This window comes from Deinococcus humi, assembly GCF_014201875.1.
Lineage (GTDB): Bacteria > Deinococcota > Deinococci > Deinococcales > Deinococcaceae > Deinococcus > Deinococcus humi.
The window spans coordinates 166,804-192,811 of record NZ_JACHFL010000007.1; the positions used below are offsets into that span (position 1 = coordinate 166,804).

A 26,008-nucleotide genomic window follows, 5' to 3' on the forward strand; every position below is an offset into this window, starting at 1 on the left:
GCCCGCAGTGTTTATCCATTCCAATAAGGACCCATCCATGAAGCAGTCCCAAGACCTACCGTCCATTCCCGTCACCGTGTTGTGTGGTTTTCTGGGGGCGGGCAAGACCACGCTGCTCAACCACCTGATCCGCCATTCTGGCGGGCGCAGGATCGCTGTGATCGTCAACGAATTTGGCGCGGTCAACATCGATGCCAGTCTGGTGGTCAAGACCGACGAGCAAACGATTGAGCTGTCTAATGGCTGTATCTGCTGCACGCTGCGCGGCGATCTGCTGCTGGCCGTGGAAGAGCTGCTTGAGACCCGCGAACTCAACGCCATCTTGATTGAATCCACCGGTATTGGTGAGCCGCTGCCCATCGCCCAGAGCTTTTGCCTGACGCCAGAAGAACTGGAGATCGAGTCTGAGCCCGGTCAGGCAGCCATTCCCAATCTGCTGGGACGGGTGCATGTGGACGCCATGATCACGGTGGTGGACAGCGCCCAGTTCTTTGGCCTCTGGAACCGGCAGGACAACATTCCCGGCGACGATTTTGGGCGGGGCTTCGGAGAGTTACTGGCCGAACAGCTCGAATTCGCCGACATCGTGGTCTTGAATAAAACCGATCTGGCCGCATCCGACGATGTGCAGCGACTCCGCGAACTGGTAGGTATCACCAATCCGCGCGCCCGCCTGCTGGCCGCCCAGCAGGGTCAGGTGGCTGTGGAAGACGTGCTGGACGTGGAGCTGTTTGACTTTGATCAGGCCAGCCAGATGGACGCCTGGATGGCCGAGCTGGAAAAGAAACACACACCCGAAAGCGAGACCTGCGGCCTGGGTACCCATATTTACCGCGCCGCTCAACCCTTTGATTCGGCGGCCCTTCAGCGTGTGCTGATGGGCGGTTTGCCCCGAAACGTGATTCGCAGTAAGGGCTGGGTCAATCTGGGCGACGGTCTGGCTACGCTGTGGAATCACACTGGGCGGCAACTGGCTCTGGAAGGCGCCGGCGAGTGGCATGACCCGGCAGGGGCGTTTAGCGAGATCGTGTTTATCGGACGTGATCTGGACGGAGCCGAGCTTGACCGGCTGCTGGAGAGGGCCATTTCGCACTGACCTCCACCGTCCTTTCCTTCTCCGCTTCTCTACAAAGGAGTTTCTAATGAGCCGTGAATGTTATCTGACAGGCAAGAAGAATCTGGTGGTCAACCGTGTGATCCGTCGTGGCAGGGCGCGGGCGGCGGGCGGCGTGGGCCGCAAGGTCACCGGTGTCAGCAGGCGGGTGCAGAAGGCCAACCTGCAAAAACGCACCATCCGCGAGCACGGCGTGACCAAGACGGTCTGGCTCAGCGCCCACGCCTTGCGCACCCTGGTGCGCGGTGGCTTTCCTCAAGTGGAATTGATGTGAAGGGCCTGATCCTGACCAGCCTGCTGGGTCTCGGAAGCGCCCAGGCGGCCTCCCTGCAAGTCAGCGTGTCCAACAGTATCCTGTCCGATCTGGTGCGGAATGTGGGCGGAGAGCGCATGAGCATCAACGAAATTGTTCCCACTGGAGTCGATCCACATACCTTTCAACCCTCGGCCAGCGTGATCCGGAGACTGGTCGGGAGCCGGGTGCTGTTCATCAATGGAGCAGGGCTGGAGCCGTGGTTGCCGCAGGTGCGGGCCTCTGCGCCGTCGGTGCCTGCCCGCACCCTGACCAGTGGCCTCAAGCTGCGCGAGGGGGATGAGGAAGAGGGCGAGGACCATGTTAGAGAGGAACACAGCGACTTTGATCCCCACGCGTGGTGGGATCTTGGGCTGGCGGCAGGCTATGTCAGGAACATTCAGGCCACCCTCAGCACCCTCGATCCAGCGGGTAAGGCAGACTATGTCAGCAACACAACGACGTACCTTAAAAAGCTGAGCGAAGCTGATGTCTACGCGAAAAGGCAGTTCGCCACGCTGCCTGCCAGCAAACATCAGATCGTGACCAACCACGATGCCCTGAATTATTTCGCCGCCCGTTACGGCCTGAAACTGGTGGGCGCAGTGATTCCTGGCCTGAGTACCGAGCGTGAGCCGAGCGCCCGTGAGCTGGCGACGTTGATCACGACGGTCAAGCAGAGCGGCGCAAAGGTGATCTTCACCGAGAACACGGTCGACACCCGCCTTGCCCAGGCGCTGGCGAAAGAAACCGGCGCGCGGATCGCCCCGCCGCTATACACCGACGCGCTGGGGCCACGCGGCAGCTCGGGCGAGACCTTTCTGAAAGCCTTCCGCTTCAATTTGGATCAAATGATCAAAGAACTGAAGTGACCCTCGCCCTTCATTCTTCAGGCTGATTCACGTAGGTCTGGGTTCCACCATCGATCCTGCCCCGCATCCATTTCTTGAGGGGCAGGAGGCGGACTGGCTTGATGGCGAAGGTTGGCGCAGAGCATCAACGGCACAGATCCAATCAATTTCACTCGTAGGCATGGTGCCCCTGCGCCTTTCCTGCCTAGAATCAAGAGAAGGCAACACCTTCCCTCCCACAACCTGCAGGTCTCATTCACGCACGTGGTTTATTGCCGGGCCAATCAGGCCAGCGATGTACGCTTTAAACAGGCAATAGTGAGCGACGCGTCCTTTCGTTTACAGGGGCGTTCTGCCTGGGGAGACCCCTGCCGTGCCTAGCCCATCAGAAGACGATCTCCCGAACTGCAGGCTCAAGATCCTGACCAATTTAGTCGGGTTTATACTCGTGAGGCATGACCGCCCTTTCTCGTCCTCCCGCTGCTCCTTTCGCTTCCTCATTGATCCGACGTTTTCTGGCCTACTATCGGCCACATCGCCGTCTCTTTCTGCTTGACTTTGGCTGCGCGGTGTTGGCTGGACTGCTGGAACTGGGTTTTCCAGTGGCCATCCAGGCATTCATTGACCGCCTGCTACCGACAGGGCAGTGGAACCTGATCGTGCTGGCTGGGCTGGCCCTGCTGGCCATCTACCTGCTGACCGCCGCACTGATGGCGGTGGTGAACTACTGGGGCCACATGCTGGGCATCAACATCGAAACCGAGATGCGGCGCAAGGCCTTCAGTCACGTACAGCGGCTGTCTTTCCGTTACTTCGACAACATCAAGACTGGGCAACTGGTGGGCCGCCTGACCAAGGACTTGGAGGAGATCGGGGAGGTGGCCCACCACGGTCCCGAGGACCTTTTCATCGCGGTCATGACGCTGGTGGGCGCCCTGCTGTTGATGTTCAGCGTGCATCCAACATTGGCAGCCATCACCGCAGTGGTGGTGCCGTTCGTGCTGTGGCTGACCGGGCGTTTCGGCACCCGCATGACGCAGACCTGGCAGGCCATCTTCCGTTCCGTGGGCGAATTCAATGTGCGCATTGAGGAGAATGTGGGCGGCATCCGCGTGGTGCAGGCTTTTGCCAACGAGGAGCATGAGCGCCGCCTGTTCGCCCACAGTAACGAGCAATACCGGCAGGCAAAGTTAGGCGCCTACCGCATCATGGCGATGAGCACAACGCTCAGCTATCTGAGCATGCGTGTCACCAATCTGGTGGTACTGGTGGCGGGGGCGTATTTTGTACTACGCGGTGACCTGAGCACAGGGGGTTTTGTGGGCTTCCTGTTGCTCATTAACGTCTTTTTCCGGCCTATCGAAAAGATCAACTCGGTCATCGAGACCTATCCCAAGGGCATGGCGGGGTTCCGGCGCTACGTAGAGCTTCTCGATACTGACCCCGAGGTGCAGGATCGGGTGCATGCCGTGGATACCCCTGCCCTGCGCGGCGATATCCGTTTTGAGGACGTTGCCTTCAGTTACGCAGACGGCCGACCGGTTCTGCGGGACATCAATCTGAGCATCCGCGCAGGCATGACGGTCGCCTTCGTAGGGCCGTCGGGGGCAGGCAAGACCACGCTGTGTGCGCTGCTGCCGCGCTTCTATGACGTGACAGGGGGCCGCATCCTGGTTGATGGCCAGGACATCCGTGACCTGAAGCTTGTCAGTCTGCGTGAACAGCTCGGCAGTGTGCAGCAGGATGTCTTCCTGTTTGGCGGTACCTTGCGCGAGAATATCGCCTACGGGCGACTGGGCGCGTCCGAGGCCGAGATTTTGGAGGCGGCCCACCGCGCGAGACTTGATGAGGTGATTGCCGGTTTGCCACAGGGGCTGGACACTGTGGTCGGAGAACGCGGTGTGAAGCTCTCGGGCGGGCAGAAGCAGCGTCTGGCAATTGCACGTATGTTTCTGAAAAACCCTCCCATCCTGATTCTGGATGAGGCGACCTCGGCGTTGGACACCGCCACCGAGCGGGCGATTCAGGCGTCGCTGACCGAACTGTCGCGGGGGCGCACCACCCTGGTGATTGCCCACCGGCTCGCCACCATCCGGGGGGCCGACCTGATCGTAGTGGTAGATGGCGGCTGCATCGCGGAGGCTGGGACACACGGGGCATTGCTGGCGCAGGGCGGCATCTACGCGGGATTGCATGAGGCTCAAGTCGCTTAAAGAATTATGGCAATTTAAGCCCGGCAGGCCGGAGTAGCGAAGGAGGCGGCTTGAGATTCAAGCCGCCTGCTGGATTGCTTCTTGCCAGAGGAGCAGAGCTGCGGTTTGGTTCTTTGGTCTAAGGGCAGTGGAGAGAGGCGTCGCTGTTGAAGATACCCGCCAGCCGCGCGGCCAGTTCTTCCAGGTCGCTCAGCGCCCCGGTGGGTTTGGTCAACTGGGCCCACAGGCCCAGCAAGCTGGAACAACTCCGAGCGTATTCGTTGGTAGAGGATACGGGTGACCTGACGACCGTCTCGAAGTTCTAACCGCGCGACTGCACCACAAATCCCTCCCTGATCCTCAAGGCCGCGCGGCAGCCTGAATCGGCCGGACTGGTACGGGTCGCGTCCTGGAGTCATTAGCGCTACCCCCTTGGGTGCAGGATATGGGTTATCTGCTTGAATTTAAACGTTTGGAGACGGCAGACGCGCCTCAGGCATAGGCCGAGTGTGGGGCGAATCGTCCTGCCCGTCGGGCCAGCAGCAATTCACGGGCCACCCGTTCGCCGCTCTCCACACCGCCTTCCATGTAGCCCTGTGCCTCTGCCGAGGTGTGTTCGCCGCAGAAATGCACCCCGCCCACTGCCTCGCCCTCGGCACCGCCAATGCTGGTCCACTGTCCCACTCGGTAACTGGCATACGACGCCCGTACATAAGGATTATTCGGCCAGTCGGCCCGCGCTGCTGGCACGGCTGAACGGGCAGCCACCAGACCGGGGAAAATCCGGTTCATCTCACCCAACCAGCGGGCCGTTTGGGATTCGGCGCTGCCGCTGGCAATCTCCAGGCCACGCTTGCCGCCCAGGAAGTTGGTCAGGGTGCCGCCACCGCCCACCGGGGTTCCCCGGCTGCTTTCCCAGGTGTTCTGCCAGAATTGATCGGTGAAGACCTCGCCGCTGGATTTGCCCTGCTCGCGCCAGACCCGCCGGGTGAACCCGGCAATCAGTTTGGCGTTGGTGCCGTAGCCCAGCTCGGCAATGGCCCGGCGTTTAATGGTGGGTAGCGGCAGGCCGGTGAGGTCCACCTGGCGCAACATGGTAAACGGCAGCGCGAAAACCACCTGTGGGGCCATGACTTCGCGGCGGGTGCCGCCCGCATCCAGCGTCAGCAGATACTGCCCGTCTGCCCGCTTGCGAACCGCTTCCAGGCGGGTGCCGTATTCGGTACGTGCGCCCACCACCCGCGCCAGCGCCAGCGGAATGCGGTCATTGCCGCCCATCACGCCGTAGCGTTCATCGCTCTCGCCAAACATCTGAAAGCTCCCCGGTTCGGTCCCCACGAGCGTAATGAAATTGAGACTACTCTGCTCGGAGGTTTCCAGGCCGAATTCAATGTTGTAGGCCACGTCCAGCAGTTGCAGCAACCAGCCTTCGGCACCAGTCTGTTCCAGATACTCGCGGATGGACAGCCGGTCAAGCTTGAGGCCTTTTTGCGGGGTGCGGTAATTCACGCTGTCGCCCAGACTGGCGTAATCGGCGTCGATGCGCCGAATCAGGGGCCGGAAGGCGTCAATGGCCTGCCGCTCGGTGTAGCGCTGCCCGCCGATGTCATACCACTGCCCTATCACGCCGCTGTCGCTGCGGGAAAGGTCAATCAGGGGCAGCGCCAGCTCACGGGCCAGGGCGCGAATAGCCGTGTGGCCGCTGTCGATGAATTCGCCGCCCAGTTCAACGGGCCTGGGGAAATGCCCGCGCAGCGTGGACATGCGCCCTCCGGCCCGTCCGGACGCCTCGTAAATCTGATATGGAATACCAGCCTTGTGCAGGCGGTAAGCCACGACCAGTCCAGCCACGCCTGCGCCGATGATCACCACGGGAGGATCGGAAGCCCTTGGACCGCCGCCGCCTGCCAGCGCTGGAGCCGCCCCGGACAGCGCCAGGGCGGCTGCGCCCACCGCGCCTGCCCGCAGCATGCCGCGCCGCGAGACCGTCGCCTGCGCCTCTTCCTGACGCTCCATGGCCTCGGCAGCACCGATGTTGCGCCGCTCGGCCTGACCCGCCAGCATCATTATCCGGCGCACCGCGCCGAACAGTGGAGTGCGGCTCATGACGCGGCCTGCACAAGACGGCAAGAACCACTGAGCAACAGCATTTGCTGGACTTTCTTCATGTTTCTCCCTGGCAAGGCGGCTTCACAAGCAGGGCGAGGCACGCCAGATTTGATGTGTTTGCAGCCCAGAATACATCTTCCCGCGCACGACGTTCCCAGTAGCCGTTCTCGCCAGCGCGGGCTCTGGCCACTGAATGGAGATAGGGTGTTGAGCTGTGACCCATCGGAAGCCGCTGCAGCCACTGTTTTCCACTCAGCGTCATTGGGGACGTCCTATGGCTCTATCATCGCGGTTCTGGCAAGCTAACGGATCAAGAGCCAGATCAGGTCAGTGGCCTTCTAAAGTTCAGGCCGGAGATGGGCAGGAACGGTGGTCCGGGTGTGTTGGTGGAGATTCGAAACGCGGGCATATAAGGCCAGGAATTCCTATGCTCGCCCTGGTGTCTTGAAGCCTAACTGACTTCGTTCCTGTTCCTGGGTGGGTGGTGAGGTTGTTCGATCAGATTGTTGCAGCGAGCGGTCGAGATGACCTTACTGTGCTCCACAGCGTAGAGCACAGTAAGGTCTCTGATAGCCGATCCGTATCTCCAGAGCTTATTCATGTGGATCGCGTCTGGTCCATCGTCGTTCACCAACAGCCGTTCGAAAAAGGGTCTTCGCTGCTTGCCTCTCTCGACGTGTTTGAAGGCAGAGATCGAGCACTGCGCCAGAGTCGTCAATGGCCCGCCATCACCACAAGTTCTTGCCGCTGATCTCGATGACCACCTCGTCCAGAAGCCACCGAGAACAGAGGTGTCCCCTCCCAGTGGCGCAGCTCTTCGGTGAGGAGCGGTGCAAACTTGATACTGCACTGGCGGAGGGTTTTGTGACTGCCCTCAAGACCGCGCACGTGCAGTCGTTCTTGAACATCACGCTCGCTCAGGGGAAATCGGTGGGAGAGCCAAAGGGCGTGTTGGATGCGATAAGCGGAAAACGGTGTCGGTAGGGCTTGCGGTCTGTTACGGACGATCAGCCGACTGCGGTTCAGTGACCAGAACTCCACATGTAGAATCCTGCATTCACTCCGATACCAGATGCGGTACAGTGACGGCGCTGCTCCATTGAGCTGCCTCCGCAGGAACCGAGGGAAGTCCGGTCATACTTGTGTGCGCTGAAAAGGTGCGTCAAGGTCAGTCCGGCACAGTCGCGCTACGGTCCTCAGTCCGAACGCTCGCCTCGCGGAGACCACACCTTCTCGTGCCTGCCCCCGCGTAGGGGCCAAGGGTGACCTCCATGCCGAATTAGCTGTAGCAGTACCGTCTTTGCCGCCCACCACTGGGCCGCGCAAGGGCGTTTCTTTTTTGCCTTGACATCCTGTTGACCGGCGGCACCCGCTGCGCGGGCGTCCCCGTCTTATTGCTTTTTTTGAGGTCCCTTTGTGAACTCCCCTGCGTTGGATGATCTGAGCCTGCCACCCGGCACTTCACCACACGACCTCCTGACTCGCCCCTACGCCGCCGAGACCCGCGTGACCCATGTGGTCTTTCCCGGTGCCACCAACCATCACGGCACGCTGTTCGGCGGCGAAGCGCTGTCACTCATGGACAGCGCCGCCTTCATCGCGGCCACCCGTTATTGCCGCCGCAAGGTGGTCACGCGGCACCTGGACGCCATGGAATTCACCAGGCCCATTCCGCAGGGCAGTCTGGTGGAACTCGTCGCCCGCGTCGTCAAGACCGGGCGCAGCAGCATGACCGTGCTGGTGGAACTGTTTATTGAGGAGATGTACAGCGAACACCGCGAGCTGGGTTGCGCTGGCACCTTTGTGCTGGTGGCGCTTGGGGACGACGGCCAGCCCATCGCCGTACCCAGGTTGGCTGGACAGACCGATGTCCCATAGGACTGAAGCCCTGAACGCTGTCCTGCTGGGCGCGGCCCAGGGACGCGGCAGCGTTCGCATGATGCCCGAACTGCTGGCCGTCCTGGAGGAGCGTGGCGTGATCTCGGAGGCGGACGTGCTGGCGACAAACGTTCAGACGTTCGACGCCGACCTGCGCGGCCAAAAAGTGCTGGAAGGCTGATGCTGCTGGCCTACGATTCCCTGACGGGCAACGTGCGGCGGCTGGCACAGGAACTGGCTGGGTCCCTGGACATAGAAGTGGTGGATGTGCGCTCACACCCCCCCAGCCGTGAATACCTGCTGCTGACCTACACCTTTGGCACGGGGCAGGTGCCGGACAGCACACGCAATTTTTTAGATCAACATGGCCACCTGCTGCGCGGCGTGGTGAGTAGCGGCTCGTACCACTGGGGCCAGAACTTCGCGCGGGCGGCGGACGTCATCGCGGTGCGGTACGGCGTGCCCATCGTCGCCAAAGTGAATAAGGGTGGCACCGCCGCAGACCGTGCCTGTGTGCTGGCGTGGCTAAGGGAGCAGAACGGATATGGAACGTTGGATTGAACTGAACAACAAAGTCTTGGCCGGAATGCTGGTGCAACCGCAGCACGACCTCGAAGCCCTACAGGTCTACTTTCAGGAAAAGGTCAACCCGAACACGGTCTTCTTCCACAACCTGAAGGAGAAAATCCGGTACCTGACCGAGCAGGGCGTGTGGGACGCCGCGCTGTTTGAGCGCTATACGTCAGTTGAGGTGCAGGCGGTCTTTGAGCGGGCCTATAGCACCAAATTTCGCTTCCAGTCCTTCATGGGTGCATTCAAGTTTTACAACGAGTACGCCACCATGACCCCGGACCGCACCCGCTGGCTGGAGCGCTACGAGGACCGCCTGAGCATCACCGCCCTGAGCCGCGCAGACACCGTGGCAGAGGCGCTGGAGCTGGTGCATCACCTGGTCAACCAGACTTTTACCCCGGCCACGCCCACGCTGATGAATTCCGGCAAGGCGAATACCGGCCGCCTCGTAAGTTGTTTTCTCTTGCAGGACTGCACCGACAATCTGGATTCGATCACCAAGACGCTGGCCTTCGTCGCCGAACTGAGCAAGGGTGGCGGCGGCATCGGCGTGGAGGTCAGCAATCTGCGGGCGCGCGGTGAGAGCCTGCGCGGCATTCAGAACGTCACCAAGGGCGTTCTCGGCGTCGCCAAGATGCTCGACAACATGCTTAGATATGCCGATCAGGCCGGACAGCGCCCCGGTGCGGGAGCCATCTACCTGAGCGTGATGCACGCCGATTTTCTGGATACCCTCTCGGCCAAAAAGATCGCCACCGACGAGGACGCGAGGTTAAAAACCCTGAGTGTGGGGGCCACCGTCCCCGACATCTTTATCGAAAAAGTGCGTGCCGGGGAGGACATCTATCAGTTCTACCCGCATTCGCTGTGGCGGGAGACCGGGCGCGAGTTCACTGACATCGACTGGACGGCGGAATACGACGCGCTGGCGGACAACCCGCGTATCCGCAAAAAGCGCGTGTCCGCCCGGCGAATTCTGGAAGAGATTGCTGTCACCCAGGGTGAGAGCGGCTACCCCTACCTGTTGTTCGAGGGCCATGCCAACCGCGCCAACCCCATTCCCAACGTCGGCACCATCAAGATGAGCAACCTCTGTTCCGAGATTCTGCAACCCACGCTACCCAGCTATTTCCACCCGTATGGCCGCGAATCTGAAGACCGGATCGGGTTGGACGTGTCGTGCAATCTGGCGTCGCTGGTCATTGAGCAGACGATGTATGCCGGCGATATCGGCCGCGTGGTCGGCGCGGCGGTACGGATGCTGGACAACGTGGCCCGCTCCACCAGCATCGCCGAGGTGCCTGCCGTGCGCCGCGCCAATGAGGACATGCGCTCGATTGGTCTGGGCGCGATGGGCCTGCATTCCTTTCTGGCGGGCAAAGAATTGATCTACGGTTCGCCCGAGGCGCTGGACTTCGTGGACGTGTTCTTCGCCGCCGTGCATTACCACGCCCGCAAAGCAAGTATGGAAATTGCTCGGGACACGGGCTTTGTTTTCGGGGGCTTCAATGGCAGCCGTTACCAGTCCGGTGAGTATTTCGCGCAGTATCTGGAGCAGGAGTTCGCGCCGAAGACACCGGAAATCGCGGCCCTGTTTGACGGTCATGTCCTGCCCACCCGCGCTGACTGGGGGCAATTGGTCAAGGACATTCAGGCGCACGGCCTCGCCCACTCGTTCGTAATGGCCGTTGCGCCTACCGGGAGCATCAGCTATGTCTCGAACGCCAGCGCAAGCATCATGCCCATCACCGAGAAGGTGGAAACGCGCACCAGCAATAAGGCGCGCACCATCTATCCCATGCCGCACCTGAGCGCCGAGACCGAGTGGTATTACGAGGAGGCTTACGACATGGACCAGCGCCGCGTGCTGGACACCGTGGCCGCCGCACAACGTCATGTGGATCAGGGCATTTCCTGCACGCTGTTCGTCCCGAGTAGCGTCACCACCCGCACCCTGCAGGCGTATTACCTGTACGCCTACCGCCTGGGCATCAAAACCCTGTACTACACGCGTCTGCGCAAGTCCAACCTGCAAGAGTGCCTGAACTGCGTGGTCTGATACGGCCTCTGATTGCAAGGTGTTGAAAACACCTGGAAATCTGACCGTGGCGACCAGGAAAACACGGCTTCCGTGTCAAGCCTTCCGACCACCCGCTCCGCTCGGGTTCGTCACCGACTCACCGCAATCTCCCAAGGAGTCTCCATGTCATCTCAACCCTTTTCTGCCACCAACTGGTCCGATCCCGAGGACAGCTTCTCGGCCACTTTCTACGAGAAATACACTTCCCAAGTGTGGTTTCCCGAAGAAATTCCCCTGAGCAACGACGCGCTGGTCTGGAAGACGCTGAGCGACGCCGAACGCTGGACGTATATCCACGCCTCGGCAGGTCTGAATGCGCTGGACACGTTGCAGGGTGAGGTGGGGATGCCTGCCTTGCGCGGGCTGGTGGACGGCCATATCCGCAAAGCGACGCTGCAATTCCAGGGCATGATGGAGGACATCCACGCCCGCAGCTACAGCTTGATGAACAAGACGTTCCTGACCACTTCCGAGGAACGTGAGGTCTTCGAGTGGGTGCGGACGCAGCCCCATCTGCAATTCAAGATCGCCTTGATCCAGGGCATTTTCCACGATCCCGACGTGTCGACATTGGGTTTGTGGAAGAAGATGGTGGTGTCCTGCATGTTGGAAACATCGCTGTTTTACAGTGGGTTCTTCTATCCGCTGTATCTGGCCGGACAGGGCCGTATGGTCTCGGCAGGAGAGATCTTCAACCTGATCATTCTGGACGAGGCCCTGCACGGCGTGTATGTGGCGCTGCTGGCGCAGGAGAAATTCAACGTGCTTAATGCCGCCGAGCAGGCGTATGCGAAAGCCTGGTACGCCGAGACCCTTCAGAAGCTGTACAGCAACGAGCTGGCTTACACCGAAGTTCTCTACGCCGATGTGGGGCTGGCTGGGGAGGTCAAGCGCTTTATCCGCTTCAATTTCAACGTGCTGGCCGATAACCTCGATCTGGAGCGCAGTTTCCCCGATGAGGAGATTCATCCCGTGGTTCAGAACGGCATTCAGGGACGCGGCACCACCCACGACTTCTTCAGCGCCAAGGGCAGCAGCTACAGCAAGATCACCACCGAGGCGATCACTGACGCTGATATAGCTGCGTTGTGGGCCGGCCATTTCCCGGATCTTCAACCCACCGGGCGTGTCAGCCATGACTGATGCCCAGACGCCACCTTTCGTGCTCCTGACGCAGGACGACTGCCCCAATTGCGAGCGCCTGAAGCTGATGCTGGAAAAGCCGCTCAGGGGCCAGTTTGACTCTCAGATTGAGGTGGTTCACCGCCAGCAGCACGCCGCTGCTTTCACCGCGCTGAGCGAAAGCAGCGGCGTGCAGAGTACTCCGGTGCTGATCCACCGGGCGAGCGGGAGGGTGCTTGTGAATACCGGAGGATTGGGAGAGGTGCGGGGCTTCCTGACGGCCCAGCGCTGAACCAGTCTCATGGAGACCCCACAACGGTGATGTTGCCTTAACTGGCGTCAGGTCGGGCTAAGGGCAGGGGTGGTCTGAACCTTAAATCACCTCTGCTGCAACCGTTGACCATGCCTGGAACACATTTTCCTGATTGTTTCTTCTGGTCGATGCGGAAGCGCCGGTACGAGTGTGATGCTGAAGGCTGCCGGTTAAGGAATTCTTGCGCTCGTTTCCGCCGCTTGAATCCCTCTTTACCGTCATCGGGCGTCACTTGCCCCAGGTGGGCCAGATCGCGGTTGAGGTTCAGCCTGGTCTGTGGTGTGGGTAAAGCTTCCGGTTAGCTCCGGTAAAGCGGGATTAAGCCCTGCGTCACGTCTGCATCCTCTGAGCCCGGGAAGGTGGGCACATGAATGAACAGCAATTGCAGGGGAAGAAAATTGCCATTCTCGCCGCCGACGGTTTCGAGCAGGTGGAACTTCTGCACCCACGTGAGGCGCTGCACCAGGCCGGAGCCACCACCGAGATCATTGGCCTGGAAGCCGGTCAGATCCAGGGTCTGAACCACATCGATAAGGGCGAGAAGGTCGATGTGGACCGTACGGTGCAGGACGTGAGCGCCGCCGACTACGACGGTCTGCTGTTGCCCGGCGGCGCCGTGAATCCGGATACCCTGCGGCTGAACGAACGGGCTGTCGCCCTGGTCCGCGAGTTCTATGACAGCGGTAAACCCATCGCCGCGATTTGCCATGCGCCCTGGATGCTCAGCGAGAGTGGAGTGGTGAAGGGGCTGCACATGACCAGTTGGCCCAGCCTGCAGCACGAACTCAAACTGGGTGGAGCCAAGTGGGTGGATCAGGAGGTTGTGACTGACCGCGGCGTAGTGACTAGCCGGAAGCCGGACGACATTCCTGCCTTCAACCGCAAGATGATCGAGGAGTTTGCCGAGGGCGATCACGCGCGGCGTCAGAGTGAGCGGCGCTGATTGCACTCATTTTGGCCATGTCTCTGAGTGGGGTGCTGGCAACTTCACCCGGGTGGAGCCAGGAGGGATCAGACAGGCGGTTTGAGATTCAAACCGCCTGCTGCATGGCTTCCCGCCAGAGCAGAATCGCAGCGGCTGGTTTCCTTCTCGCGGTGGTAGGGACGGTGGTTCGGATCTGGTAGGAGGGGTTCGAGACTCGAGCGTGTAGAGCGGGGAATTCCTGGCTTCGCCATCCTCGTCTGAAGCCGAGCTGGTTACGTTCCTGCTGCCTGCCCTGCGATGTGATCCCTCCACGAGGTTGTGGTAGCGGACGGTGGAGATGACCTGAATGTGTTCCATGAAATGGAGCACAGGGAATACGCGCAGTGCCGCCCCAGAGCTCCACCGCTGATCGGTGTGAAGAACCGCTGGCATGTCGTCCTCCCTCAACAGGAGCATCGAGAAGGACCTGCCTTGGTGTTGCGGTGTTCGTGGAGGAGGCTGTCCAGCACATCCCCGTGTTCGTCGATCGCCACAACCACTGCTTAAGCCCGTCAGCTTTGACGCACACCTTTGTCCAGAGACTACCGGGAACAGCGGCGTTCCCTCCCGGTGACGCAGGCCGTTCACTAAGAGTGGGCCGAACTTAAGACACCATTTGCGCAACGTCTCGTGGCTGACGAGGATGCCACGCTCGTGGGGGAGCTCCTAAACGTTACGCTGGCTGAGGAGGAAGCGATGGTAGAGCCGCAGGGGAGAGCTGATGACGCTAAGTGGAAAACAGTGGCGGCAGCGGCGCCCAGGCACTCACAGCTCACCGGCCAACCGAGGTTAACTTGCCAGAACCCCAGGCCGGGCCGAACTGACGAGATGCACCCTCTTGCCCAAATGACCGCTATCACCAGTCACTCGCGTAGGCTGGCCTTCCTCCTCTGTCCATCCCATCAGGTCTTTTAGGCTTAAGCCGGCGCAGGCAATGCTGTTTTGAAGGTGAGCGAACCTCAACTGGTGTCATTGTTCTTTCTGGCTTGTCCGCCGTATGGTGCCATCAGACGACGAGACGCTAGAGGTGTTGCCAGACTTTGGAGACTGGGGCTTTCTGGGACGATTGGGGATTTCGCGTCCTATCTCCGCCAAACGTCGAGCACTTCGCGCAACCAGGTGTTGGCTTCCTTGATCGCCATCCACCATTGCCTGCCTTCATCACTGTTGAACGGACCATCCTGACCAGCACGCTATGAGCCTAGAAGTGGATGGTCTGGCAAGGGGTTACGCGCGACCCGGCCAGGAAGGGGGGTTGCAAGGGAGGGAGGAGGAAGTGAATGTGGAGCATCGCTCTCCCCACCCTCACGCATGCCTGTGCCGTTTATACGGCGTGACCAGAGCGCTTGTTTTCATGGAGAGGGAGCTCAGGGATCGGCCAAAGTGCTGGGTTACATAAATTGAAGGCCTGCTCTGTGCCATTGCACGGTGCTGGCACCCGAAATGCACCTCTTTCCGAGCCTGCTGGTGAATTTGGAAATCAGGCGGAGCACCGGCCTCTAAGACCACTCGTCGCGTTGCCAGATTGGTATGGGACGGTGCTGCTCCTGCTCTCTGGTGCCTCCGGGATTGGCGTGTCTGCACAGGGCATGACACGCGCCCTGCCGGACGACTTTTCGCCGCCTCGAAAGGCCACTTGCCGCCCTACTTCAGAATCCCACGGTTCGTGAAGGCTTTTTGCACGGCAGTAGCTGCAGCATCGCCGGCCATTACCTGGGCCGTCTTCACCGTGGTCTGGGCAGCGGCAGCGAAGCTGGTGTCCGGCGCAAAGCCGAACTGCGCATTGATGATGATGCGGTCAGCCTTGCGGGCTCCGAGTGCCTGCCGGATGTCCCACAGGGCGCGCGCCCAGATCTCGCCGTCGGCATGGACCTCACCGCGCACGTCTTCCGGATAGTGCTTGTTGGTGTCCGTGCGGCGGATGCAGTGCGGCACCGTGCTGGTATACGTCGTGCTGTCCCAGTCCATCAGGCAGGGCAGCGGCGTCCTGATGGGCGCTTTATAGGCGGTTGCCACGGCCTGTGTGACGGTCAGCGCCAGGTAATCGCCGAAGGCTTCCCCGATGCTCCCGGCCTCCAGGCTGGTGCCGAAGCCCGGCACCTGAGCATTGTGCACGGCGTGGCCGTACTCGTGAACGATCACCTCGCCGTCTTCGGCATCGTCCACGCCCCCCTTACCCAGGCGGATGATGTCCGGATGGTCGTTCTGGTACGAATTGTCGATACCGTACTGGCTGACCTTGAGTGCCTGCTGCCGCTTGTTCACGGCGGGCAGTTCGCTGCCGAAGCCCAGCGACTGGAGATACATCTGCGCTTCGGTGATCCAGAAATACGCCATGACCTGCTCGAACCCGTCCTGATTTCGGGTGAAGTTGAAGGGGCCGGGGCCGTAGACGGGCGTGCCAGTCTCGCTGGCCACTTTCGCGTAGTCGCCGATGAGGTATCCGCTGCCGTCCAGATGGGTCAGGGTCACGTTGTAGTACGCGCTGGCGGGCACGGCGCTGACCGAGTCCTTCTGATCCGTCAGCGACTCGTCACCGGTCGTCTGTACAGGATTGGGTAAAAAGGCCTTCGCCGCGGCAGTCGTCTGCCCGGTTACAGGCTTGCCGGTACCGCCCTGCGCGGACAGCACGGTGTTGCTGGGGGACTGCCCACAGCCAGCAAGCAGCGAGAGGGACATCAGCGCGGTCAGGGCCGTCCGGTACTTGGAGTCCATTTAGAACCAGCATACGCCCACTAGCAGCAGTTGCTGGCCTGAGGTGGGCCGCAGAACTGAAACCTTTTGGCCGCTGAAAAGGTGCGTGCGCTGCCTGAGCGTGGCGTTGATGTAAAAGTCAAGGTAATCAAAATGCGGGGCATTTAAAGCCCACAAGGCGTGGCATGCAACCGGAGCTTGAAGCCATAGAGGCAGTTGAAAAGTGAGGCCGGCGGTTCGCCGCGAGTGTTGCGCATGATCATCCGATGGGTTGGCGAGCCGTAGGCCCCGGTGTAAGCGCAGTGCAGGCAGTCCACGGTCGGCCCGGTTCCTCTTAAGTTGGCAGCTGGGCCGCTTCGACGGCAGCGAGGACACTCGGTCAGGAATGGCTCGGCAAGGAAGTAGTGAATTGTTGTGCCGGAGCTCTCGAAGCGATCTGTTTTGGCTAAGCTGCTTTCGTCTCGTCCTTCCTCCGAAGGGCGGGAACGCTTGCGGCGCGGAGGCTGAGCCGGTGCAGCGACTGACGTCACCTGGCCCGTATAGCGGCGTAGTCTGGCCTGAACACGGAACACAGCTTGTGCCTGTGGGATGGAGGTCAAAGGGTGAAAAAGCACAGGATCTACTGCACGGTGTGTGACCGAGCGACGGGCAAGATTCGCTCGCTGTACGGTCTCTTCCCTGATCAACTGCTGGTTCCCGGCGAGATCGCCCACCACTTTAACGGCGACAGGACGAACAGCGATCCAGCCAAATTGCCAGTCTTACCCAGTCAGCGCTTCCGTGCCAAGATCGAAAATCGCCTGTGCTGCGCGAAGCGCGGCCTGCTAGGTCTGTTCTCCGAGCCGGTTTGGGATGTCACTGCCACCCGGGACCGCCGAGGCACGCTATTCGAGGGTGTGATTCTCGGATGAATCGGCGCAATGGTCCGACATGGATTCACGCTGTCATGCTGCTGCTGGTGACCATGCTGCTGGGCTGGGTGCCGCTGCTGGGACCGTTGTTGTTGGGCGGCCTAGCTGGGAGGGCGGCACCCGGCTGGCGTGCGTTCGCCGTTTTGCTCCCAGCCTTGGCGCTTCAGACAGGCCTGCTCCTTGGGGCGCGTTGGGCCGCCCTGACTGTCCAGAACAGCGGACTGGATAGTGGGCTGTGGACCGTGGTGGCGTGGCTGGGCAGTCCGCTCTCTGCCGCGTTGGGCCGTCCGCTGGGTCATGTCCTCGGCAGCGCCACGCTGGCAGGCTTTTTATTGCTCTACACCCTGCCAGCGCTTCCGGGATTGCTGATCGGCGTCCATATGTCCAGTCGCTCCAGACGCTGGTAAAGGGAGTGCTGCCAGGTAGGTCCGATAAACGATGCGCCCCCGTGACAGCCCAGGAAGTCGACTAGAGCCGTACGGTCGGAGAGGATGGGTGAGTCTGTTCACCGTGATCGGCAGCGTAGGCGCAGGCGAGCAGATCGGCCAGTTTGATGGAGGTCGGCTCACTCAGGCGCAGGGTGGTCACAGAATATGAGGCAGAGCCTACTGGGGCATAGGAAAAGCGGCCCGAAGGCCGCTTTGATTCTTCTAAGATAGCCTGATATTCGCGCCCTGTCAAATCTATGCACCTGGTTTAAACTGTCTGAGCGCAGATACGGTGTCGGTCCAACTCTCCAGAATATCCATTGGTTATGGCGAGGCGCCTGTCATGCTCAATGATATGGATACTGAGCCCCAATACTGGGAAGGCGTCCACCTGCACGCCGGGGAGATCTCCGATCATCCGCAGGCCAATCGGCCTGTATGTGGCAACAATCCCTCATTTCATTAAACCTCCTGGGCCTGACATAGACGTGTAAATCCATCTGGCCAGGGAAAATAGTTTCGTCTGAAGTCACAGGCGGAATGCAAGTATTGTTTTGAATGATGCGCTCGCTGGCTTGCAGCGCTCGAGTGCCGTTAACACTCATTTTGGAAGGCCGCTTGCAGAGCGACACCAATGATGGAGACGCAAAGTTGCTTGACGCCGCCGTGCGTGAGGAGGGAACCGTAGGCTCGCTGCTGGACATCGGGGTGGCGGTACGGCCTCTGGTCTGACACGGCGCAACGGCTTTACGGCGTTAGTTGTCAGCACCCTCTTCGCCACCTGCTGGGATTTAAGGGGCGTTACCGCTAGATCCCTGCTGCATGCACTATCTTCTCATCATGTCAGCAAAACCGCGATTGGAATCGCTCCAGGGTGCTGACGGGATTGAAAGCGCTGAAACTGCTTTTCATCCTCAGGCTCACGTCCGGGCCTGGTGGCGCATCACCCAAGCTCTCGGCAACGCCACGACGCCCGCCGAAGTGCTCCATGCGGTCGTGCATGAAGGAATCCAGGCCCTCGGTGCTAGAGGCGGAGCAGTGGCGCTTCCATGCGCGGATGGACAAACGCTGGAAATTCGCACCACCTTCGGGTATGACCCCGTGGCTGTCGCCCCCTGGCAAACCATGCGGCTTGAACGCCCGACACCTGTGACCGAAGCCTACCGACAGAAAACCCCCCTGTTCATCGAGACGGGTCCCCAGGCTCTGCAGGACTATCCCGTCCTGCAGACTGAGATGCAGAACTTCTCTGGCAGCCTGGCCGCCCTTCCGCTGATGGTGAAAGATCAGGTGTTCGGCGTCCTGATGCTGACCTTTTCTCAACAGCGGGTCTTCGCTGACGTTGACCGTCAGTTCCTCTCCTCGCTGGCGGGCCAGTGTGCACAGGCACTTCAACGCAGCACCGCGCTGGAGCGAACGGAGCGGCTGAATGAACAGCTTCTCTTTCTCGCTCGGGCCAGCGAAGTGCTGAGCAGCTCGCTGGACCTCGATGCTGTCCTGGAAAGCATCGCCCATCTGCTCGTCCCGCGCCTGACGGACTGGTGCGTGATTCACCTCCCGTCGCCCCATGGACAACAGCTCCTCCCGGTGACCGTGGTTCATCAGGACCCGGCAATGGTCAGCTTTCTGCGTCAATTTATCGAGGACAATCCCGTCGAGACCACCGTCGAGAATGGGGCCGGCCGCGTGTTCATGACCGGCCTTCCTGAAGTCATCCCGGTGGTCACCGACGAGCTGTACGACGCCCTTCCACAGTCGGACACCTGGAAGAACGACGTCCGGCGTCTGCAGTTGCGTTCCGTCATTACGGTACCGATGCATGCCAATGGTCAGGTGGTCGGCGTGTTGGGGCTGGCCAGGACCAGTCTGGACCGGGTCTATGATCAGGAGGATGTGGCCTTCGCTCTCGAAGTCGCCGGGCGGGCCGGCCAGGCTGTGGAACATGCCCGGCTGTACACCCAGGCGCAACAGGAGATCGAACGGCGCGAGCAGGCCCAGAAGGAACTGGACATGGCCAACACGTCGCTTGAAGAACGGGTCCGGCAACGGACGCAGGATCTGTCCGAGGTGAACCGGGAACTCGAAGCCTTCACGTATTCAGCGTCACATGATCTCCGGAGCCCGGTCCGGCATGTCCTGAGCTTCGCCGACCTGGCCAGGCGGGCGCTGGACAAGTCGCAACCGGAGAAAGTGGTGCAGTACCTGGACGTGATCCAGCAAGGCGCCCTGCGGATGAACGCCCTGATTGACGGCATGCTGAGGCTATCCCGCGCTGGAAGCCAGACATTCAGCGCCCAGGTGGTCGATCTGGAGGCCCTGGTGCGTCAGGGACAGCAGGATGTCAGGCTGGAGTTCCCGGAGAGACCCATTCACTGGGAAGTGGGGCCGCTGCCGCCCGTCTGGGGAGATCCATCGATGTTGCAGCAGGTGATGACAAACCTGATGAGCAACGCGGTCAAGTATTCCAATACCCGTCAGACCTCAGAAGTGAAGGTCTGGGTAGAAACGCGCGAGCATGAATGGATGGTCTCAGTGCAGGACAACGGCGTTGGCTTCGATCCCAGATACGCCGAGAAACTCTTCGGGGTGTTTCAGCGTCTTCATCCACAGCGCGAAATTGAAGGGGTGGGGGTAGGCCTAGCCACCGTCAGGCGCATTTTGATGAAGCATCGGGGCCAGGTGTTTGCCGAGAGCTCCGGAGGTTCGGGTGCCACCTTCCGATTTACGCTCCCCAAACCTCGGCAGTAAAATCTTGCCATCTCAACCGGGGAGAGGCTGCCCCGCCGTGACCGATCTGCGCCCACTGGCCCCTTGCCCTCATTACCGGAACGGGACGAGCGGGTTTGAGGCAGTCTGTGACGACATGAGCGGCAAAATCAGAACGTCCGGATCTCCCTCTTGGCTCAGCGCCCGAGGAGCAGCGCAGCTCGGTGACGCCTTCCGCCATAGCATCCCATTCGGGGAGCGCCTTCAGAGGCTGAGTTCGTAAGTGACGAAAGGCTGGGCTCGGAGATGTCATGGCACTGTGACCGAGTGTGCGGGGTGAGCGCCGTTGCTGCCCCAAGGGTGCGCTGGTCTCCGGGTCACCAGCCTCAAAGGAAGATCTGGGGATCGAGCTTAAGGTGCGCGGCCAGGCTGTGCATGTGCGTCCGGGTGAAGTTCTGCTCCCCGCTGACCAAGCGATCCAGTTCCTGGCGCTCCTCTCTGACCTCCCGCACCACGTCCAGGAACTTCATGGCTGCGGCGTAGTGCCCAGGGTTCCGATGGGGTCGAGCAGGCCACCCGCCAGCTCGGTGACGGTCTTCCGGGCGTTGAGCACAGCGTGATGGTCAACAGTCATCAGGGTAGCTTCCAGCGGCACGAAAGAGCCGAAGTGATCGGCGGGAATCGGCGTCAGGGCATCCTGGACCGGGCAGGGGCTGCCGCCAACCGTCCTCTGGCTTAGCGCTCCTGATCGCCCTCGGGGCATTTGATATTGAAGTCAAGACTCAGGGTAGACGAATCAAGGTGCCCCACGCATGCCCCACAGGGGGCAAAGAAGAAGGCGGCCCAAGAGGCCGCCTTGATGTCGAATAAAATACCGTCAAATGTACGGGTGGTCAAGGTTATGCAGGCCGTTGGGCGATAGTTTCAGAACAACGGCGCGTTTTCGTTGTTGTGAAAGCCAGGGGCAACCGTATAAGTGTCTTGAGTTACAAAGAGCTTAAAGCGTGCTGCGGCTGGCAACCACTTTTGACCACTCAGAACAGTGCGGCATATCTCTGCGGCATTCCTTGCCCCTTAATCTGCGTCGATAATTGAGTACCCGCTATAACAGGCACGCTGATCGTTTACGTTCGACTTTGTCCTGGCCGACAGAGGGGTGTATTCATTCCCGCCGCCCGGCAGACATCCGGCGGCCTTCTATCTGAAGCAGCGTCACTCACTGACCTCGAATCCGGTGGATTCCTACTTTCAGATGAAGAATGTCGATTCAGCGATTCTCATCTCCTGACAGATTTCAGCTTGTTCAAGGGTCAAATCGAGCTGTGCTTCAACGAATCGTCTCCCACGTATCGCGGGCCCTCTGGCGACTTTCACAGTCATGCCAGGAACTTCATGCTGACGCGGACCGGTTCTCCGCGCTCAGGTCACTGAAGCGGCGGTCGGACCGGTCCGGAGAGCGTATTGGTAACGGACTGCACCTGTGTCTATGGTGTTCTTGCCTGCGCAACCTGCCGCCCTGTATGTTGAGAGCAGTACCGCCAATAAAAATATATAGCCGACGCTATTTCGTCGATTGTGCCAGTCCCAGGAGGTTTGTATGTCACGTCCCCCTCCAGATCCCGCCACTTACTTCGACACGACCGGACGCGACGACCGTCTGAGTGGCGGCGTGAGACGGATTCCAATCGACACGCCGCATGGCACCTTTCAGGTCTGGACCAAGCGCGTCGGCAACCACCCCACCATCAAGGTGCTGCTGCTCCACGGCGGGCCCGGCGCCACTCACGAATACTTCGAGGCGTTCGACAGTTACCTTCCGGCGGCGGGGATCGAGTACTACTACTACGACCAGCTCGGCTCGGCCTACAGCGACCAGCCGGACCTCCCAGAGTTATGGGAACTGCCCCGCTTCGTCGAGGAGGTCGAGCAGGTTCGCCAGGCCCTCGGGCTGAGCCGTGAGAACTTCTTCCTGCTGGGGCACTCCTGGGGCGGCATTCTGGCCCTCGAATATGCCCTGAAGTACCCCGAGCACCTGAGGGGCCTGATCATCTCGAACATGATGTCCAGCATCCCGCAGTACAACGCCTACGCGCGCTCAACCCTGATGCCGGGCATGGATCAAGACGTGCTGGCCGAAATTCAACAGCTGGAAGCCGACTCGGACTACGAAAACGCACGCTACATGGAACTGCTGGTGCCGCACCACTATGTCCATCATGTGTTGCGTCTGTCTCCCGAGGAATGGCCCGATCCGGTCAACCGCGCCTTCAAGCACATCAATCCGGCCATTTACGTGCCGCTGCAAGGTCCGAGTGAACTGGGCGCGAGCGGCAAGCTGGTGGACTGGGACCGCACCGCGGACCTGAAACACGTCGATATTCCAACGCTGGTGATCGGCGCCCAGCACGACACCATGGACCCTGCCCACATGGCCTGGATGGCCAGCGAGTTGCCCGACGGCCAGCACCTGCACTGTCCGGACGGGAGCCACATGGCCTTTTACGACGACCAGGAGCGCTACTTTGACGGCCTGATCCGGTTCCTGCATGATATCGACGCGCGCCCAGCGCAAGAGTAATTGACCGGGACCTTCCGCCTGCTGTCCATGAGTCTGTGGAATGTCAGGTGACCTGCAATGGCTTTCATCTCTTTCCACAGGTCGTGATTAAGTGATGGGATAGGGGCGCTCTGCTCAGCGGTCAGACGCTCCCAGGGGCCGCCGAACCGGACCAGCCCTGCAGTCACTCCAGCGGATGGAAATAAAGATTCATCTCGCTCTCGTTGTACGAATGATCGGTGAACCATGCCTCGTCCGCAAGGCCAAGCGTGGGCTACTGTCTGGAACCCGTGAGGAGTTGCTGCTCTTCTCCTCTAAGCGTCTGCGTGGCGGTCACGCAATACCGTGCCAGATGGCTCACTGGACCGAAAGGCCTTGATAACGGACGACTTCATGGAGTAGGTCAACAGTACCAATTTGCCCGGAATGACAGCACATTGCCATCTGGTAAGGCTGCTATGCAGGGACGGGTGTGCGTGGTTCTGACAGCGCATGATGCCCCCAGTGCCTGCGCCCCGCAAGGTCACCACTCTGTCGTACAGAGACGGGGCCAGGCGCTGGCACTATTCTCTAGCTGCTCAGCCGTGCCCGCACCACCCAGTCGCTGACAGCCGCTTGAACGTCATGTGCAACCTCGCTGGGAAGATGCGTGGTCTCCTGCGCCGCTTCCAGCTGACGCAGCAGTGTCACGTAGGCCGGGCGATACATGCCCAGTGGCTCGGGCAGCGGCTCGTTCTCGCGCTCGCCCCGCTTGAGAGCGATCAGGTCCGCCAGGAAGGGCAATCCAGCCTCCGTGTTCAGCCATTCCAGATTGGCCTCAATCTCGCCGCTGCGCATCAGGTGAATGCCGGTCAGAACAGTGCGGAAGGCGTACAACAGGGGTTTGAGCCGGGGTTGCTGCTCCTTTTCCAGCAGCTTCCATTGGTTGGCCGTGAAACCCAGATAGTGCAGGGCATGCCAGCGCGTCAGCACGCTGGGCGCCAGGGCGACCAGCTCGGCGTGCGCGGCCGTGGTCTGGATCACGTGCGGCGAGAGCAGTTGCTCCAAGACGTAGCCGTTACGGGTCAGCAGCAGGCGGGCAAATTTGTGGGCGTCATGGGTGACCAGATCAAGCTCGACCGTCCCGTCGTCGCGGGCCAGCTCATGCGTCTCGTTTCGTGTGCCCAGCCCCAGCACCTCGCGCAGCGGCAGCAGATGAACGCCGCGCAAATCCCAGTCACTGTCGGGGCTGGCAAAACCGTACAGGTGTGCGCCGCTGAGAGTGGCAAAGAGCAGCGGGTAGGGATGAGCTTGGGCGGCACTCAAGAGCTGAGGTGGGAACGGGATAGCAATCACAACCGACATTTTCCGCCATCCAGAGTGTGCAGGGTCACCACATGCGCCTCAGCGCTGTCGGGAAATTCCAATGAGTTCAACTGAGCGCTCAGGACGGCAGCCGGAACGGGCTGACTGCGGGCGGCGTTGCGGGCGCTGAAGACGCCGGGCGGCGTCCACGCCACCTCGATGCGGGTCAATGCTCCGTAGGCCTCGCCCAGCGTCAGAACCTGTGCACGCTGATCCCGGCGCAGACTGCCTGCGTCCCACACAACATGCGCCCCGCGCCGCAGCCCTGCGCGCACTGCCTCACGGGCCGCCTGCATGACCTGCCCATTGACGCGCTGATCGGTGTGGTCCTTGCCCAACTTCGCGCGCAGGGCGTCCAGACTCACTAGGTGGGCGTCTGGCTCCTGGACGGCCAGCGTGCTTTTGCCACTGCCACTGGGACCGCACAGCACCGTGACCGTTGGGAAACCGTGACGGGCGGCGTCCTGCACGCGGGCGGCGGCCTCGTGGGGCGTATGGATGATGCCCGATTCCCAGTCACGCAGACCGCGCCCCAGCGCCAGGGTCAGCAACGCTGGAGAGGCCCCGGGCAGCAGCGCCGTCAACTCGGCCCGGAACCTGGCCGCCGGATCGGCCACCTCCCAGACGCCCAGCTCACGGGCGGCGAGTTCCAGCAGATCGGCCGTGTCCTCGCCCTGCCGGGCATCGTCGCCCAGGACGGTGCGGCCCCGCGCATCGGCCCGTGCCAGTAACGTCAGCAGCGGCAACGGCGCACGCCGGGCCAGGGCCGGAACGCTGCGCTCCAGGTGGCCGTCCAGGGCCCGGTGCAGGCTGTGATGTTCGGCGATCAGGTGCAGCACCTTCAGCAGCAGCGTGGGCGGCCACCCGGCGTCCAGCAGCCGGTAGGCCAGATGGTCCTTGCCACGCCGCGCGTGTCCGCGCGAACGCAGGCGAAGGTGGCCCGCCTCGTCCAGCTCCTCACGGGTGGTCAGCGCCTTGCCGATGTCGTGCAGGGCCGCTGCTAGCAGCAGCGCGGCCCGGTCTGGACCGCTCAGGCCGGCGGCGTCGGCCAGGACATGCGCCTCGTCCACCACCAGGGCTGAATGCACTGCCACATTGCCCTCGGCGTGCCAGTGGGTGTCCTGCGGAGTGTCTTCCAGCCGCGAGAGCAGAGGCAGCAGGGGAGAGAGTGCCGCGCTGATGATGCTGAAAGGGAGCGGTTCGTTCGCACCCAGCCGGGAGGGCAACTCAGCGGCCTGCATCGCTGTTCCCTCCTGTCCGCAGACCGTTGGCCTCCACGGGTTTGGTCAGCCAGTGCCCATCGGTCTGGACGTGTCCGGCGCGCACATATTTCGCCATGAGGCGCGGGAACTCCACGTACGGAATCGCGCCGGTCACACGCACCACATAGCCTTCCATACGCTCTGGATCAACCGGAAGGGCCCGCAGCGCGGCCTCACTCCACATGCCCCGGTACAGCTCGCGAGGTGTTGGCACTCCCAAGCGGGCCGCCCAGTCCAGCACCTCGTCCCAGGGGCGAGACACGTTCTGATCGTCCCAGACGCTGAACAGGTAAAAATAACCGTCCAGTGCCTCGTAGCGCAGACTGTGAACCGCGTAGACATTCTCGCCGCACAGCCGCCAGCCGCCAGGAATCTGATGTCCGAAACGGCCTCGCTCGGCCTTGACCCAGCTCCGCGACGGGTGAGGGCGAGTGTCCAGGCTGCGGGCGTGCAGATCCGTGCGGTACAGGCTGGTGTTCTCACCGTCCAGTTTCTCGGTCACGACAACGTCCTGACCGATCAGGCCGCCCAAGTCACCGATGCGGCGGTCGCCATTCTGCAACCCTGGAGACCAGGGCAGATGGGGGGTAGAGGGATACTTGATTCGCATGGGAGATC

At 61.2% G+C, this 26,008-nt stretch carries 23 protein-coding genes and 2 pseudogenes; 15 read left to right on the forward strand and 10 right to left on the reverse strand.

Features of this window, described 5'->3' with window-relative positions; genetic code table 11:
* Positions 1–37: 37 nt before the first annotated feature.
* The 4 genes from HNQ08_RS14495 to HNQ08_RS14510 all read left to right on the forward strand — a co-directional run bounded on the left by HNQ08_RS14495 (position 38) and on the right by HNQ08_RS14510 (position 4,470).
* Complete coding sequence (locus HNQ08_RS14495) at positions 38–1,096, forward strand: CobW family GTP-binding protein (protein ID WP_184133525.1); 1,059 nt, start codon at positions 38–40, stop codon at positions 1,094–1,096.
* Positions 1,097–1,142: 46 nt separating this feature from the next.
* Entirely contained in the window at positions 1,143–1,388 is a 246-nt protein-coding gene (gene rpmB / locus HNQ08_RS14500) for a 50S ribosomal protein L28 (protein WP_184133527.1), read from the forward strand.
* Positions 1,385–2,278, forward strand: a complete 894-nt coding sequence (locus tag HNQ08_RS14505) for a manganese ABC transporter substrate-binding protein MntC (protein WP_184133535.1) — start codon at positions 1,385–1,387, stop codon at positions 2,276–2,278. Before rpmB ends, HNQ08_RS14505 begins: the two co-directional genes overlap by 4 nt.
* A gap of 434 nt (positions 2,279–2,712) precedes the next feature.
* Positions 2,713–4,470 (forward strand): ABC transporter ATP-binding protein, encoded by a 1,758-nt coding sequence (locus tag HNQ08_RS14510; protein WP_221284206.1) that lies wholly within the window; start codon positions 2,713–2,715, stop codon positions 4,468–4,470.
* A gap of 118 nt (positions 4,471–4,588) precedes the next feature.
* Here the strand turns inward: HNQ08_RS14510 and HNQ08_RS14515 are convergent, their stop codons facing one another.
* The 3 genes and pseudogenes from HNQ08_RS14515 to HNQ08_RS14525 all read right to left on the reverse strand — a co-directional run bounded on the left by HNQ08_RS14515 (position 4,589) and on the right by HNQ08_RS14525 (position 7,520).
* Positions 4,589–4,684 (reverse strand): nicotinate-nucleotide--dimethylbenzimidazole phosphoribosyltransferase, encoded by a 96-nt coding sequence (locus HNQ08_RS14515; RefSeq protein WP_229790060.1) that lies wholly within the window; start codon positions 4,682–4,684, stop codon positions 4,589–4,591.
* Positions 4,685–4,941: 257 nt separating this feature from the next.
* Positions 4,942–6,555, reverse strand: coding sequence for a flavin monoamine oxidase family protein (locus HNQ08_RS14520; RefSeq protein WP_184133537.1), 1,614 nt, complete (start codon positions 6,553–6,555; stop codon positions 4,942–4,944).
* 341 nt (positions 6,556–6,896) lie between these two features.
* Positions 6,897–7,520, reverse strand: a pseudogene (locus HNQ08_RS14525) (IS6 family transposase).
* 454 nt (positions 7,521–7,974) lie between these two features.
* On the opposite strand from HNQ08_RS14525, the gene HNQ08_RS14530 reads away from it, so the two are divergent.
* The 7 genes from HNQ08_RS14530 (at position 7,975) to HNQ08_RS14560 (ending at position 13,467) form a co-directional block, all read left to right on the forward strand.
* On the forward strand, positions 7,975–8,436 hold the full coding sequence (locus HNQ08_RS14530; RefSeq protein ID WP_229790059.1) for an acyl-CoA thioesterase: 462 nt from the start codon (positions 7,975–7,977) through the stop codon (positions 8,434–8,436).
* A complete protein-coding gene (locus HNQ08_RS14535) occupies positions 8,426–8,617 on the forward strand; it encodes a hypothetical protein (protein WP_184133540.1) in 192 nt (63 codons plus the stop codon). The genes HNQ08_RS14530 and HNQ08_RS14535 overlap by 11 nt, the downstream gene beginning before the upstream one ends.
* Entirely contained in the window at positions 8,617–8,997 is a 381-nt protein-coding gene (gene nrdI, locus HNQ08_RS14540) for a class Ib ribonucleoside-diphosphate reductase assembly flavoprotein NrdI (protein WP_184133542.1), read from the forward strand. The genes HNQ08_RS14535 and nrdI overlap by 1 nt, the downstream gene beginning before the upstream one ends.
* The gene (gene nrdE, locus HNQ08_RS14545; protein WP_184133544.1) at positions 8,981–11,068 is read left to right on the forward strand and encodes a class 1b ribonucleoside-diphosphate reductase subunit alpha; all 2,088 of its coding nucleotides are present in this window, start codon (positions 8,981–8,983) and stop codon (positions 11,066–11,068) included. The genes nrdI and nrdE overlap by 17 nt, the downstream gene beginning before the upstream one ends.
* A 144-nt stretch (positions 11,069–11,212) precedes the next feature.
* Complete coding sequence (locus HNQ08_RS14550; protein ID WP_184133546.1) at positions 11,213–12,232, forward strand: ribonucleotide-diphosphate reductase subunit beta; 1,020 nt, start codon at positions 11,213–11,215, stop codon at positions 12,230–12,232.
* Positions 12,225–12,503, forward strand: coding sequence for a thioredoxin domain-containing protein (locus HNQ08_RS14555; protein WP_184133548.1), 279 nt, complete (start codon positions 12,225–12,227; stop codon positions 12,501–12,503). Before HNQ08_RS14550 ends, HNQ08_RS14555 begins: the two co-directional genes overlap by 8 nt.
* A gap of 388 nt (positions 12,504–12,891) precedes the next feature.
* Positions 12,892–13,467, forward strand: coding sequence for a type 1 glutamine amidotransferase domain-containing protein (locus HNQ08_RS14560; protein WP_184133550.1), 576 nt, complete (start codon positions 12,892–12,894; stop codon positions 13,465–13,467).
* 88 nt (positions 13,468–13,555) lie between these two features.
* Here the strand turns inward: HNQ08_RS14560 and HNQ08_RS14565 are convergent.
* Together HNQ08_RS14565 and HNQ08_RS14570 are read right to left on the reverse strand one after the other, a co-directional pair.
* Positions 13,556–14,253 (reverse strand): annotated as a pseudogene (locus HNQ08_RS14565) (DDE-type integrase/transposase/recombinase).
* 879 nt (positions 14,254–15,132) lie between these two features.
* The gene (locus HNQ08_RS14570; protein ID WP_184133552.1) at positions 15,133–16,203 is read right to left on the reverse strand and encodes a M36 family metallopeptidase; all 1,071 of its coding nucleotides are present in this window, start codon (positions 16,201–16,203) and stop codon (positions 15,133–15,135) included.
* Positions 16,204–16,784: 581 nt separating this feature from the next.
* Between HNQ08_RS14570 and HNQ08_RS14575 the strand changes: the two genes are divergently transcribed.
* The 3 genes from HNQ08_RS14575 (at position 16,785) to HNQ08_RS14585 (ending at position 20,269) form a co-directional block, all read left to right on the forward strand.
* Positions 16,785–17,093 (forward strand): HNH endonuclease, encoded by a 309-nt coding sequence (locus HNQ08_RS14575; RefSeq protein ID WP_184133554.1) that lies wholly within the window; start codon positions 16,785–16,787, stop codon positions 17,091–17,093.
* A complete protein-coding gene (locus tag HNQ08_RS14580) occupies positions 17,090–17,500 on the forward strand; it encodes a hypothetical protein (RefSeq protein WP_229790058.1) in 411 nt (136 codons plus the stop codon). Before HNQ08_RS14575 ends, HNQ08_RS14580 begins: the two co-directional genes overlap by 4 nt.
* 861 nt (positions 17,501–18,361) lie before the next feature.
* Positions 18,362–20,269 (forward strand): GAF domain-containing protein, encoded by a 1,908-nt coding sequence (locus tag HNQ08_RS14585; RefSeq protein ID WP_184133556.1) that lies wholly within the window; start codon positions 18,362–18,364, stop codon positions 20,267–20,269.
* 344 nt (positions 20,270–20,613) lie between these two features.
* Here HNQ08_RS14585 and HNQ08_RS14590 read toward each other — a convergent pair whose 3' ends face one another.
* Together HNQ08_RS14590 and HNQ08_RS14595 are read right to left on the reverse strand one after the other, a co-directional pair.
* Complete coding sequence (locus HNQ08_RS14590; protein WP_184133558.1) at positions 20,614–20,757, reverse strand: hypothetical protein; 144 nt, start codon at positions 20,755–20,757, stop codon at positions 20,614–20,616.
* The gene (locus HNQ08_RS14595) at positions 20,754–20,990 is read right to left on the reverse strand and encodes a hypothetical protein (protein WP_184133560.1); all 237 of its coding nucleotides are present in this window, start codon (positions 20,988–20,990) and stop codon (positions 20,754–20,756) included. Before HNQ08_RS14595 ends, HNQ08_RS14590 begins: the two co-directional genes overlap by 4 nt.
* Positions 20,991–21,824: 834 nt before the next feature.
* Between HNQ08_RS14595 and HNQ08_RS14600 the strand changes: the two genes are divergently transcribed.
* Positions 21,825–22,805 carry a proline iminopeptidase-family hydrolase gene (locus HNQ08_RS14600; RefSeq protein WP_184133563.1) on the forward strand — a complete coding sequence of 327 codons (981 nt, stop codon included), beginning with the start codon at positions 21,825–21,827 and terminating at the stop codon, positions 22,803–22,805.
* 549 nt (positions 22,806–23,354) lie between these two features.
* Here HNQ08_RS14600 and HNQ08_RS14605 read toward each other — a convergent pair.
* The 3 genes from HNQ08_RS14605 to HNQ08_RS14615 are packed head-to-tail and all read right to left on the reverse strand — an operon-like array spanning position 23,355 to position 26,000.
* Positions 23,355–24,089, reverse strand: a complete 735-nt coding sequence (locus HNQ08_RS14605; RefSeq protein ID WP_229790057.1) for a nucleotidyltransferase domain-containing protein — start codon at positions 24,087–24,089, stop codon at positions 23,355–23,357.
* 26 nt (positions 24,090–24,115) lie between these two features.
* Positions 24,116–25,369, reverse strand: a complete 1,254-nt coding sequence (locus tag HNQ08_RS14610; protein ID WP_184133567.1) for an AAA family ATPase — start codon at positions 25,367–25,369, stop codon at positions 24,116–24,118.
* On the reverse strand, positions 25,356–26,000 hold the full coding sequence (locus HNQ08_RS14615) for an RNA ligase family protein (protein ID WP_184133569.1): 645 nt from the start codon (positions 25,998–26,000) through the stop codon (positions 25,356–25,358). Before HNQ08_RS14615 ends, HNQ08_RS14610 begins: the two co-directional genes overlap by 14 nt.
* Positions 26,001–26,008: the final 8 nt, after the last annotated feature.

What these genes read in the sequence shown, in the direction of transcription:
- HNQ08_RS14590 (WP_184133558.1), bottom strand. Translation starts at nt 20,757, where the DNA reads ATGAAGTTCCTGGACGTGGTGCGGGAGGTCAGAGAGGAGCGCCAGGAA.
- HNQ08_RS14560 (WP_184133550.1), top strand. Translation starts at nt 12,892, where the DNA reads ATGAATGAACAGCAATTGCAGGGGAAGAAAATTGCCATTCTCGCCGCC.
- rpmB (WP_184133527.1), top strand. Translation starts at nt 1,143, where the DNA reads ATGAGCCGTGAATGTTATCTGACAGGCAAGAAGAATCTGGTGGTCAAC.
- HNQ08_RS14510 (WP_221284206.1), top strand. Translation starts at nt 2,713, where the DNA reads ATGACCGCCCTTTCTCGTCCTCCCGCTGCTCCTTTCGCTTCCTCATTG.
- HNQ08_RS14535 (WP_184133540.1), top strand. Translation starts at nt 8,426, where the DNA reads ATGTCCCATAGGACTGAAGCCCTGAACGCTGTCCTGCTGGGCGCGGCC.
- HNQ08_RS14585 (WP_184133556.1), top strand. Translation starts at nt 18,362, where the DNA reads ATGTCAGCAAAACCGCGATTGGAATCGCTCCAGGGTGCTGACGGGATT.
- HNQ08_RS14615 (WP_184133569.1), bottom strand. Translation starts at nt 26,000, where the DNA reads ATGCGAATCAAGTATCCCTCTACCCCCCATCTGCCCTGGTCTCCAGGG.
- HNQ08_RS14520 (WP_184133537.1), bottom strand. Translation starts at nt 6,555, where the DNA reads ATGAGCCGCACTCCACTGTTCGGCGCGGTGCGCCGGATAATGATGCTG.
- nrdE (WP_184133544.1), top strand. Translation starts at nt 8,981, where the DNA reads ATGGAACGTTGGATTGAACTGAACAACAAAGTCTTGGCCGGAATGCTG.
- HNQ08_RS14610 (WP_184133567.1), bottom strand. Translation starts at nt 25,369, where the DNA reads ATGCAGGCCGCTGAGTTGCCCTCCCGGCTGGGTGCGAACGAACCGCTC.
- HNQ08_RS14595 (WP_184133560.1), bottom strand. Translation starts at nt 20,990, where the DNA reads ATGCCCCGAGGGCGATCAGGAGCGCTAAGCCAGAGGACGGTTGGCGGC.
- HNQ08_RS14570 (WP_184133552.1), bottom strand. Translation starts at nt 16,203, where the DNA reads ATGGACTCCAAGTACCGGACGGCCCTGACCGCGCTGATGTCCCTCTCG.
- HNQ08_RS14495 (WP_184133525.1), top strand. Translation starts at nt 38, where the DNA reads ATGAAGCAGTCCCAAGACCTACCGTCCATTCCCGTCACCGTGTTGTGT.
- HNQ08_RS14555 (WP_184133548.1), top strand. Translation starts at nt 12,225, where the DNA reads ATGACTGATGCCCAGACGCCACCTTTCGTGCTCCTGACGCAGGACGAC.
- HNQ08_RS14580 (WP_229790058.1), top strand. Translation starts at nt 17,090, where the DNA reads ATGAATCGGCGCAATGGTCCGACATGGATTCACGCTGTCATGCTGCTG.
- nrdI (WP_184133542.1), top strand. Translation starts at nt 8,617, where the DNA reads ATGCTGCTGGCCTACGATTCCCTGACGGGCAACGTGCGGCGGCTGGCA.
- HNQ08_RS14550 (WP_184133546.1), top strand. Translation starts at nt 11,213, where the DNA reads ATGTCATCTCAACCCTTTTCTGCCACCAACTGGTCCGATCCCGAGGAC.
- HNQ08_RS14600 (WP_184133563.1), top strand. Translation starts at nt 21,825, where the DNA reads ATGTCACGTCCCCCTCCAGATCCCGCCACTTACTTCGACACGACCGGA.